Genomic DNA, 10,841 nt, shown 5'->3' with positions numbered 1-10,841 from the left:
TAAAGTGTTAGAGGTACAGAAATCATGGAAGAAGTAATAAATGGAATCCTCATTCGTGAGGTGGAAACAAAGAACATCATGACTAAGTCTAGTCTGCCGGTAGGCGGTTACTCGGTCAATCCCTATGTGGGCTGTACACATGCCTGCAAGTATTGCTATGCTTCTTTTATGAAGCGCTTTACCGGGCACACGGAAGAATGGGGCACATTCCTTGATGTGAAACATTGGCCCGAAATTAAAAATCCGAAGAAATATGCCGGACAGCGTGTGGTCATCGGTTCTGTGACGGATGGCTACAATCCACAGGAGGAGCAATTTGGGAATACCAGAAAACTTCTGAAGCAGCTGATCGGCAGTGACGCAGATGTTCTGATCTGCACAAAGTCTGATCTTGTGGTACGAGATATTGATCTGCTGAAGAAGCTTGGACGAGTAACCGTTTCATGGTCGATCAACACACTGGATGAAAATTTCAAGAACGATATGGACTCTGCTTCGAGCATTGAGCGGCGTATCGCTGCTATGAAGCAGGTATATGAAGCAGGTATCCGTACAGTCTGTTTCGTATCCCCGGTATTTCCCGGTATCACGGACTTTGAAGCCATCTTTGAGCGGGTAAAGAATCAGTGCGATCTGTTCTGGCTCGAGAACCTTAATCTTCGGGGCGGCTTCAAAAAGACAATTATGGATTATATCGCCGAAAAACATCCTGATCTTGTGCCACTTTACGATGAGATCTATAACAAGCATAACCGCAGCTACTTTGAAGCACTTGAAGTAAAAGCTGCGGAAATGGCTAAGAAGTATGATTGTGCCTTTGTGGATAATGAAATGCCTTATGGAAGAGTCCCGCAGGGACATCCGGTAATCGTGGATTATTTCTATCATGAGGAAATCCGTGGGACAGAGAATACTGGAAAAAGAAATCGTTAAACAGAAATTGACCGTCTGCTGGAGATGGCAGAAAAGTTTGCCGTAAAACACGAACAAAATACCATAGATTCCATAAGCGAGTGACCTGAAAAGGCCGCTCGCTTTTTGTTTACAACGAGATTGAAGGGAGGAACGCTATGCCAAGCAAAACCGAAGAATATCTCGCCCTTGCCCAGCGCACGGCGAACGGCTTGACCCGGTACTGGGAAAGCTGGACGGACTATTTGACCACTGCATCCCGGCTGTACAAGTACCCCTTTGCAGACCAGCTGATGATCTACGCCCAGCGCCCCGATGCCACCGCCTGCGCCGACTTCGACATCTGGAACAACCGGATGAACCGCTATGTGCGTCGGGGTGCCAAGGGCATTGCTCTGCTGGATGAATCCAGCGGATTCCCCCGGCTGCACTACGTTTTCGATGTGTCGGACACCGGAGTGCGCCGCAATTCCCGTGACCCGGAGGTGTGGCAGTACAACGATGACCTGAAACAGCCGGTTTCGGAAATGCTCGCCGCCACCTACGGCATCAGCGGAGAGCGTGTCAGCCAGCAGCTTGCGGACGTTGCAGGGAAACTGGTGGCAGATTACTGGGACAACAACGGCGGGGACATCCGCGCCATCGTTGACGGTTCGTTGCTGATGGATTATGATGATGCCGGGGTGGAGATGCAGTTCAAGTCCGCCGCCGCCATCAGCGTCACCTACACGCTGCTGGAACGCTGCGGCTTTGAGCCTGCCGGGTGGTTCGACAAGGAAGATTTTCGAGCCATCCACGAGTTTTCTACCCCGGATGCCGTCTTTGCCCTCGGCGCAGCTGTCAGCGACATGAGCCGGGAGGTGCTGCGAAACATCGAGCGCACCGTGAAAACAACCATTCGCCGCCGCAATGTAGAAAGGAGCCAATATGAATACGAACAGCAGGAACGTGACCTACTCGACCGTCGGGGACTACCAGCTCCCGAACCTGATCCTGAACCAGCCCCGGAAGCCGTTGGGCAAGTACGGCAGGCTGCGCCGGACGTACCTGATGAACCATCGCCCAGTGCTGTACAACACGATGCTCCTGAACGGGAGCCTGTACCCGCACCTGATGGAAGTGGAGCAGACGGCAGAAAGCCGGATGCAGCAGACCATGAAGCAGTTGCTGAAACAGACCCCGGCCCCAGACAAGCAGCAGAATCAGATGGCTTGGGTGCAGCACATGAACAGTCTGAAAGCGCAGGCAGAGGAACTGGTGCTGACGGAGCTGATCTACAGCTAAGTTTTCTGGATGTTGCCATCCCTACGGAAGCCCAGCAAATCGAAATCATCGACCAAGCGGAGAGCGAAAAAACGCCCTCCGCTTTTGTTTTGTCGCAGGCTGAAATTGAGAACGAGCTGCGGCGGCACGGTTCGGGATTTATGGGCGGCAAACAGCGCATTATGGCACTGTACCAGACCCAGACCGACCGCAATCTCCGCGCCAAGGCACTGGCAAAGGAATACGGCACCGGTGGTCACTCCCACGATTTTCTGGACGGAAGCCGGGGTTTTGTGAATCACGACTGGAAGGGTCTGGAATTCGACCATTACCCCGACCACCAGAAAATCACCCTGAAATGGACACAGGTGGAACAATATATCAACCTGATGATCCAGTCCGACCGCTACCTGACTGACAAGGAAAAGGAGCATTACACGCCCCCTGTGCCTGTCAGCGTAAAGCCGGATGGTGCCATAAATCGTGCCAAAAACCTGATTCGGGATTTCTGCTTGGAGGAATACGACTCCGAGCCGGACTTTTCTAATCCTGCTAAAATCGACATTGCCTACACCCACGCCACCGACGAGGACATTCCCATTCAGGTCAACGTGGATCTGGTGGGGTATCGAGTGGAGCGGTATCTGGGCGAGGTATTGATAGATGAGCGGCAGTACGAAAGTCTGGAAGAGCTGACCGAAACAGAGTTGGAGGCTCTGAATTTTTCGGAATTGGTCAGCGTCACGGACGAAGAACTGGAGCACTACCACAGCAAGGCGGAGGAACGCCCGGCACTGTTGCTGCTGGATGCAGCCGCAGAGTACAATGCCCTGAAGGAGCAGCACCCGGACGCACTGGTAGGCTTTGAACAGGGCGGGCAGTTTGAGTTTTACGGCGAGGATGCCCGAAAAATCAGCGAACTTCTGGGCGGAAAGCTGCTGGAAAAGGAAACGGAATTGGGCACCGTCCCGGTCACTGGCTTTCCCCGCGACCAGTGGGCGCACCGTGCCAAACAACTGTGGCAGTGTGGTGAGAACGTCTATCTTGCTGGGCTGAACGAGGATGGCACCCACCACCAGACCAAGTACCTGCGCCGGGAGGATTATCTGCCGCTGGGAGCCACCGTCCACATGGAAGGACGCGCTTTCCGGGTGGATAACGTCAACTTCGATAAGGGCAGTGTGTCCCTGCAGGATGTAGCACTGGCAGAGATGCGGATGCCAGTTTTCCGGGAGGAACCGCTGGCGGTTGTCCGGGAGTTGTACGAGCAGGAACAGGATATTCCGCAGCTTTCCGACGAAGAACTGGACGAGCTGCCCATTTCTGCCGTGATGGACGGAAAGGTGCAGACCTTCCCAGATGCCGCTGCCTTGGATGAAGCCCTGAATGCTGAACCTGCGCCGGAGCCTGCCGGGAACTTCCACATCACGGATGATGATTTGGGTATCGGAGGTCCTAAGCAGAAGTACGCGCGGAACATTGAGGCCATCCGCACCCTGTTCCAGTTGGAGCAGGAGCATCGTGGTGCCACCGCCGAGGAGCAGCAGGTGCTTTCGCAATATGTAGGCTGGGGCGGTTTGGCAGATGCCTTTGACCCCAGCAAAGATAGTTGGGCAAAAGAGTACGCCGAACTGAAAGGGCTGCTCTCCGAGGATGAGTGCGCCGCCGCCCGTTCCAGCACCCTGAACGCCCACTATACCAGCCCTACCGTCATCCGTAGTATCTACGATGCCGTGGAGCGCATGGGTTTCCGCAGCGGTAACATTCTGGAGCCTAGTATGGGCGTGGGCAACTTCTTTGGAATGCTGCCGGACAGCATGGCAGACAGCCGCTTATACGGCGTGGAGTTGGACAGCATCACCGGGCGCATTGCGAAAAAACTGTACCCGCAGGCAGACATTACCGTGGCTGGCTTTGAAACCACCGACCGCCGTGATTTCTACGATTTGGCGGTGGGCAACGTGCCTTTCGGTCAGTACAAGGTCAACGACAAAGCGTACAACAAGCTAGGATTCAGCATCCACAATTATTTCTTTGCGAAAGCCATCGACCAAGCGCGTCCGGGCGGCATAGTGGCGTTCGTCACCAGCCGCTATACTATGGACAGCAAGGACAGCGCCGCCCGCAAGCACATGGCAGAGCGTGCTGCCCTGTTGGGGGCTATCCGTCTGCCCAACAATGCGTTCCGTGCTAACGCTGGTACGGATGTTGTCAGCGACATTATTTTCCTGCAAAAACGTGACCGTCCCATCGACCATGAGCCGGACTGGGTGCAGTTGGGCAAAACAGAAGATGGCTTTGCCATCAACCAGTATTTCGTAGACCACCCGGAGATGGTGCTGGGCGAGCTGACCACCGAAAGCGCCCAGTACGGACGGGAGGAACTCACCGTTGCACCCATTGAGGGTGCAGTGCTGGCAGACCAGCTTGCAGAAGCGGTACAGCATATTGAGGGGCAATACACCGAAGTTGAGGTAGAAACACCAGATATTGCGGATGCCGAAAATGAGAAGCACATTCTCCCAGCTGACCCGGATGTAAAAAACTTCTCCTACACCGTGGTGGACGGCGAGGTGTTCTACCGGGAAAATTCCGTGATGACGCAGGTGGAGCTGTCCGATACCGCCAAGGGGCGTGTCACCGGCATGGTGGAGCTGCGGCAAATCGTCAATGACCTGATCGACCAGCAGTTGAACGACTTCCCGGACGAGGACATTAAGGAGACACAGGCAAAGCTGAACGCCGCCTACGATGCCTTTACCGCAAAGTACGGTCTGCTGAACGACCGCAAAAACGGGCGACTTTTTGAGCAGGATTCCTCCTACTATCTGCTGTGTTCGCTGGAAAATCTGGACGAGCAGGGGCAGCTCAAGAGTAAGGCGGCGATGTTCACCAAGCGCACCATTCGCCCGGAGCGCACTGTCACCAGTGTGGACACCCCCAGCGAAGCGTTGGCAGTGTCCATCGGGGAGCATGGCAAGGTGGACTTGCCCTATATGGCAGAACTGCTGGGCACTCCCGGTGACTACGGGCGCATTACCACCGAACTCTCCGGCGTGATCTTCAAGGACCCTGCCGCCGACCCCACTGACCCGGAAGCCGGCTGGCAGATGGCAGACGAGTACCTTTCCGGCGATGTCCGGGCCAAGCTGCGGATGGCGCAGTTTGCGGCAGAGACCAACCCGGAATTTGCCGTCAATGTGGATGCGCTGACCAAGGCACAGCCCAGAGAACTGGAAGCCTCCGAAATTGATGTGCGCTTGGGTGCAACGTGGCTCGACCCGGATATTATCCAAAAGTTTATGACCGAGACCTTCCAGATCCCCTACTATCTGCGCCATGCGGTCAAGGTGAGATATTCTCCGTATACCGCCGAATGGCGTGTGGAGGGCAAAACGGCTACGGGGCGGGGCGACATTATCTCCTCCGAGACCTACGGCACATCCCGTGCCAACGCCTACAAGATTCTGGAGGAGACCCTGAACCTGAAAGATGTCCGCATCTACGACACCATCGAGGATGCCGATGGCAAACTCAAGCGTGTGCTGAACAAGCGGGAGACCATGCTTGCGCAGCAGAAACAGCAGGTCATCAAGGATGCTTTTGCCAACTGGGTCTGGCAAGACCCCCAGCGGCGCATAGCGCTGGTAAAGCAGTACAATGAGTTGTTCAACAGCACCAGACCCCGTGAGTATGACGGTTCCCACATTCACTTTGTTGGCATGAACCCGGAAATCACCCTCCGGGAGCACCAACGCAACGCCATTGCTCATGTGCTTTATGGCGGCAATACGCTGCTTGCACACGAAGTGGGGGCAGGCAAGACCTACGAAATGGCGGCGTCTGCTATGGAAGCGAAACGCCTTGGTTTGTGCCAGAAATCGCTGTTCGTGGTGCCCAATCACCTGACGGAGCAATGGGCTTCGGAGTTTCTGAACCTCTACCCCAATGCCAAGTTGCTAGTGGCACGGCGCAAGGACTTTGAGACTGCCAACCGTAAAAAATTCTGCGCCCGCATCGCCACCGGTGACTATGATGCTGTCATCATCGGCCATTCGCAATTTGAGCGCATCCCGCTGTCCTTTGAACGGCAGGAGCGCATCATTCAGGAGCAAATTGACGAAACGCTTGCCGCCATCAACGAACTGAAAGCCCATGCAGGCGAGAATTTCTCTATCAAGCAGATGGAAAAGACCCGGAAAACGCTGGAAACCAAGCTGGAAAAACTGCGCTCCGATGAGCGCAAGGACGATGTGATTACCTTTGAACAGCTCGGTGTTGACAGGCTGTTTGTGGACGAAAGCCATTTTTACAAGAACCTCTTTTTGACCACAAAAATGCGTAATGTCGCAGGATTGTCCACCAGCGAAGCCCAGAAATCCAGCGATATGTTCGGCAAGTGCCGCTATCTGGATGAGATCACCGGCGGGCGGGGCGTGGTGTTCGCCACGGGCACGCCCGTGAGCAATTCCATGACCGAACTGTACACGGTCATGCGGTACCTCCAGTACAGCACCTTGCAGCAGAAAAAGCTGACCCACTTCGACTGCTGGGCATCCACCTTTGGCGAGACCACCACCGCCATCGAGCTGGCCCCGGAGGGTACGGGCTACCGTGCCAGAACAAGATTTGCAAAGTTCTTCAATCTCCCGGAGTTAATGTCGATGTTCAAGGAGGTTGCAGACATTAAAACCAGCGACCAGCTCCATCTTCCGGTGCCGGAGGCGAAGTTTGAAACGGTGGTGGCAAAACCCTCGGAGATTCAAAAGGAAATGGTGCAGGAACTGAGCAAGCGTGCGGCAGAAATCCACTCCGGCACCGTGGATGCATTCGTGGACAATATGCTCTGTGTCACCAACGACGGCAGAAAAATCGGCTTGGACGTTCGCTTGATGAACCCCATGCTGCCCGATGATCCCAACAGCAAATTGAACGTATGCGTTCAAAATGTGTTGAAGATCTGGGAGGAAGGCAAAGACCAGAAGTTGACCCAGCTTTTGTTCTGCGACCTCTCGACACCGAAAAACGACGGCAACTTCAACGTCTACGATGATATTCGCAAAAAGCTGGTTGCTGCCGGTGTGCCGGAAAACGAGATCGAGTTTATCCACAACGCCGATACCGAAGCGAAAAAGGCAGCTTTGTTCTCCAAAGTGCGCTCCGGCGATGTGCGAGTTTTGCTCGGAAGTACGGCAAAAATGGGAGCGGGCACCAACGTCCAGTCCCAGCTTGTGGCGGTGCATCACTTGGACGTTGGCTGGAAACCCAGCGACATGACCCAGCGCAACGGTCGCATCATCCGTCAGGGCAATATGAATAAGGAAGTCAAGGTGTTCAATTATGTCACGGAAGGGACATTTGACTCGTACTTGTTTCAGACCCTTGAGAATAAGCAGCGATTCATCAGCCAAATTATGACCAGCAAATCCCCGGTGCGCTCCTGTGAGGATGTGGACGAGCAGGCTCTTTCCTATGCGGAGATCAAGGCATTGTGCGCCGGAAATCCGCTCATCAAGGAGAAGATGGATTTGGATGTTCAGGTCGCAAAACTCAAAGTTCTGAAAGCCGACCATCAGAGCCAGAAATTCCGTCTGCAAGACAAGCTGCTGACCAAATTCCCGGCTGACATTCAGGAAACGAACGCCTATATTGCTGGGGTGAAAGCGGACGCACAGCTTGCCGCTGCCCACCCGCAGGTGCAAGAGGGTTTCTGCGGCATGACCATCAAGGGCGTGACCTACGATGAGAAAAAGACCGCCGGTGAGCGTCTGGTGCTTGCCTGCTCGGAACTGCCCAACGCTGAGGAAAAAGTCATCGGCAGTTACCGGGGATTTGAGTTGTCTCTGCGGTTCGATACCTTCCGCAGCGAATATCAGGCGATTCTGAAGGGTCAGCGGAGATACCCGATAGCACTGGGCACCGACCCGCTGGGCAACATTATCCGTCTGGGCAACTCCTTGAACAATTTCCCGGAGCGCATTAACTCTGCTGAGAATGAACTAGCCACTCTGCATCAGCAGCAGGCGGCGGCGCAGATTGAGGTGGAAAAGCCCTTCCCGCAGGAAGAAGAACTGGCTGAAAAGTCAGCCCGCCTTGCAGAGCTGAACGCCCAGTTGGATGTGGACGAAAAGAGCCATGAGCCGGAACAGGAGGATGCACCTCGCCGCCCCTCGGTGCTGGCAGCGCTGGAAGAAAAGTCGGACAAGCCGGAGCCGGTGAAGCCCTTCCGCAGTTATTACGACAAGGATGGTGATGCCCGGTGAGGGAAAAGCGGGACGAGATCATCATCCTGAGAACAACAAAGGCCGAGAAGAACCGCATCTATGAAAAGATGCTGAGCATGGGCATCCGCAGCCTGAGTGCCTATATCCGCAAGATGGCACTGGACGGCTACTGCCTGAACCTTGACCTGCCGCAACTGCAGCGCATGGCATATCTTTTGCAGATGTGCAGCAACAACCTGAACCAATATGCCAAAGCCGCCAATGAAAATGGTCTGGTCTACGCCGCCGACATGGAGGATCTGCGGCAGCGGCTGGATGAACTGATTGAGCTTGGTCGGCAGATTCTTTCCCGGCTGGCAGAACTCTAAAATTTTCCCCGCAGTTGGAGGACTGCGGGGGTACATAAGGGGTGACATCCTTGCAAGGGGTGTGGAGATGCCTTTATAATAAAGTTGAAAGGCAGGTGCTGGATATGAGGTTCATTTTTAAGATGATTGTTTTCCCGTTTTGGCTGATTACTGCTTTCCTTGCGCTGATGCTGAAATGGACGCTGAACCTGTCGGCGTTTGTGCTGGCTCTGCCCATGCTGTATATTTTCGGCTGCGGTCTTTATACGCTGTACTGCCGGGAGTGGCTGCAGTTTTTGATTTTACTGGTGGCAGAGTTTGGATGCTTCCTGCTCATCACCGCCGGAACAGTCATTGTAGAAGCCGTGGAATGGTTCAGTGGCTGGGTTGCAGAATTATAAAATCTTTATGCCGCCATTGTGCGGCATTTTCTTTTTGCCGGGAGGTGGTAGAACTGGCTGCAACACGCTTGATTGCGCTGCACAAAAACAAAGGCAAGTCGGTTGCGGCCTGCCTGAAAAGCCGAACAGATTACGCCCAGAACCCGGACAAGACACAGCAGGGCGAACTGGTCAGCAGTTACGAATGCAGTCCCCTGACCGTGGATGAAGAATTTATGCTCTCCAAACGCCAGTATGAACTGATGACTGGGCGCAGACAAAAAAATGATGTGATTGCTTATCAGATTCGACAGTCCTTCAAGCCCGGTGAGATCACCGCCGAGGAAGCTAACAAGGTGGGCTACGAACTGGCAATGCGTTTCACCAAAGGCAAGTATGCGTTTATCGTTGCCACCCACACGGACCGGGAGCACATCCACAACCACATTATTTATAACTCCACTGCGCTGGACAGCACCCGGAAATTCCGGGATTTTTTATTGTCCGGGCTGGCTGTGCAACGGTTGAGCGATTTGATTTGTCTGGAACATCAACTGTCTGTCATTGAAATCAAGCCGTACCGAGAGCGGCAGAAGAGCACCCTTTATCCACCCAGAGAAAGTAATCGAGATAAGTTGTGTGCCGTAATTGACAACATCCTGCTGAACGAGAAACCTGCAAGTTTCGAGGGCTTCCTTCAAAAGCTGGAACAGCAGGGCTACAAAATCAAACGGGGAAAGTACACTTCGGTCAAAGGAACACGGCAGAAACGCTTTATCCGTTTTCGGACACTGGGCGCAGGATACAGTGAAGATGAAATCAAGGCGGTCATTGCCGGAGAAGCCGAACACCGCCCGCATCAGAAGCAGCCACCGAAAGAGCAACCATTCCATCTGTTGGTGGACATTCAGGCAAAGCTCTCCGAGGGCAAAAGCGAAGGCTATGCACGGTGGGCGAAACGCTACAATTTGAAAGAGATGTCCAAGACCCTGATTTTTTTGCAGGAAAATAAAATCGGCAGCATCGAAGAAATGCAGGAGCGTGTGGACGCTGCCACTGCCCGTTATCATGAACTGGGCGATTCCATTAAAGCCTCTGAGAAGCGGTTGGCAGAAATTACAGTGCTGAAAGCACACATCATCAACTACGCCAAAACTCGACCAGTCTACGATGCCTACCGAAAGTCAGGGTACAGTAAAAAATTTTTGGAAGCCCACCGGGAGCAGATTACACTGCACAAGGCTGCAAAAGCCGCTTTTGATGAAGCGAGTTTGAAAAAGTTGCCAAAGGTAAAAGAACTGGATGCCGAATACGCTGCACTGCTTTCACAGAAGAAAGCAGCATATCCAGCCTACCGTAAGGCACGGGATGAAATGCAGGAATTGAAAAAAGCACAGAAGAATGTGGAGCTGTTCTTCGCCGAGGAAAAAGACCCCAAGGAAAAATCGCAGACCCGCTAAACAGAAAACACCGAGGATTCTTCCCATTTGGGGGAGAGTCCTCGGTGTTTTTTTTTTCGTTATAGGAGCATTTGGCACAAATGTGCAGCTTGCATCCGGCGGATGCAGTACACAAAGGGTTTGGGGCTATCCCAACAAGCATTTTGCAACGCAAAAATGGCGTTTGTATATACGAACGCCCTGCTTGCTACAATTGTGTTGGTTCTGAAAGGTTCACAGCCAGTGAGCTATACAGACGCCCAAACCTAAGCTACA

Annotated in this window: 7 protein-coding genes; 6 read left to right on the top strand and 1 reads right to left on the bottom strand. The window is 53.6% G+C overall.

The genetic code is table 11. From position 1 onward, the window contains the following. The first annotated feature begins 24 nt into the window (after positions 1-24). Positions 25-933 (top strand): radical SAM mobile pair protein B, encoded by a 909-nt coding sequence (locus tag GKG34_RS15355; protein ID WP_005946180.1) that lies wholly within the window; start codon positions 25-27, stop codon positions 931-933. Here the strand turns inward: GKG34_RS15355 and GKG34_RS15995 are convergent. Beyond that, positions 930-1,709, bottom strand: a complete 780-nt coding sequence (locus GKG34_RS15995) for a hypothetical protein (protein WP_243139292.1) — start codon at positions 1,707-1,709, stop codon at positions 930-932. The two genes, GKG34_RS15355 and GKG34_RS15995, sit on opposite strands and share 4 nt — an antisense overlap. A 130-nt stretch (positions 1,710-1,839) precedes the next feature. Between GKG34_RS15995 and GKG34_RS15990 the strand changes: the two genes are divergently transcribed. From GKG34_RS15990 to GKG34_RS15335, 5 genes are all read left to right on the top strand, one after another. After that, positions 1,840-2,196 carry a TnpV protein gene (locus tag GKG34_RS15990; protein WP_155115908.1) on the top strand — a complete coding sequence of 119 codons (357 nt, stop codon included), beginning with the start codon at positions 1,840-1,842 and terminating at the stop codon, positions 2,194-2,196. 686 nt (positions 2,197-2,882) lie between these two features. Continuing rightward, entirely contained in the window at positions 2,883-8,438 is a 5,556-nt protein-coding gene (locus GKG34_RS15350; RefSeq protein WP_243139293.1) for a DEAD/DEAH box helicase family protein, read from the top strand. Further along, positions 8,435-8,767 carry a plasmid mobilization relaxosome protein MobC gene (gene mobC, locus GKG34_RS15345; RefSeq protein WP_005946168.1) on the top strand — a complete coding sequence of 111 codons (333 nt, stop codon included), beginning with the start codon at positions 8,435-8,437 and terminating at the stop codon, positions 8,765-8,767. Before GKG34_RS15350 ends, mobC begins: the two co-directional genes overlap by 4 nt. A 104-nt stretch (positions 8,768-8,871) precedes the next feature. After that, positions 8,872-9,147 carry a hypothetical protein gene (locus tag GKG34_RS15340; protein WP_005946167.1) on the top strand — a complete coding sequence of 92 codons (276 nt, stop codon included), beginning with the start codon at positions 8,872-8,874 and terminating at the stop codon, positions 9,145-9,147. Positions 9,148-9,200: 53 nt separating this feature from the next. Then, positions 9,201-10,586 carry a relaxase/mobilization nuclease domain-containing protein gene (locus GKG34_RS15335; protein WP_154256823.1) on the top strand — a complete coding sequence of 462 codons (1,386 nt, stop codon included), beginning with the start codon at positions 9,201-9,203 and terminating at the stop codon, positions 10,584-10,586. The last annotated feature ends 255 nt before the right edge of the window (positions 10,587-10,841 follow it).

Source organism: Faecalibacterium sp. BIOML-A4 (genome assembly GCF_009679665.1).
GTDB lineage: Bacteria > Bacillota > Clostridia > Oscillospirales > Ruminococcaceae > Faecalibacterium > Faecalibacterium taiwanense.
Note: the sequence above shows the minus strand (reverse complement) of the source record. Positions and strands in the feature narration are given on the sequence as shown.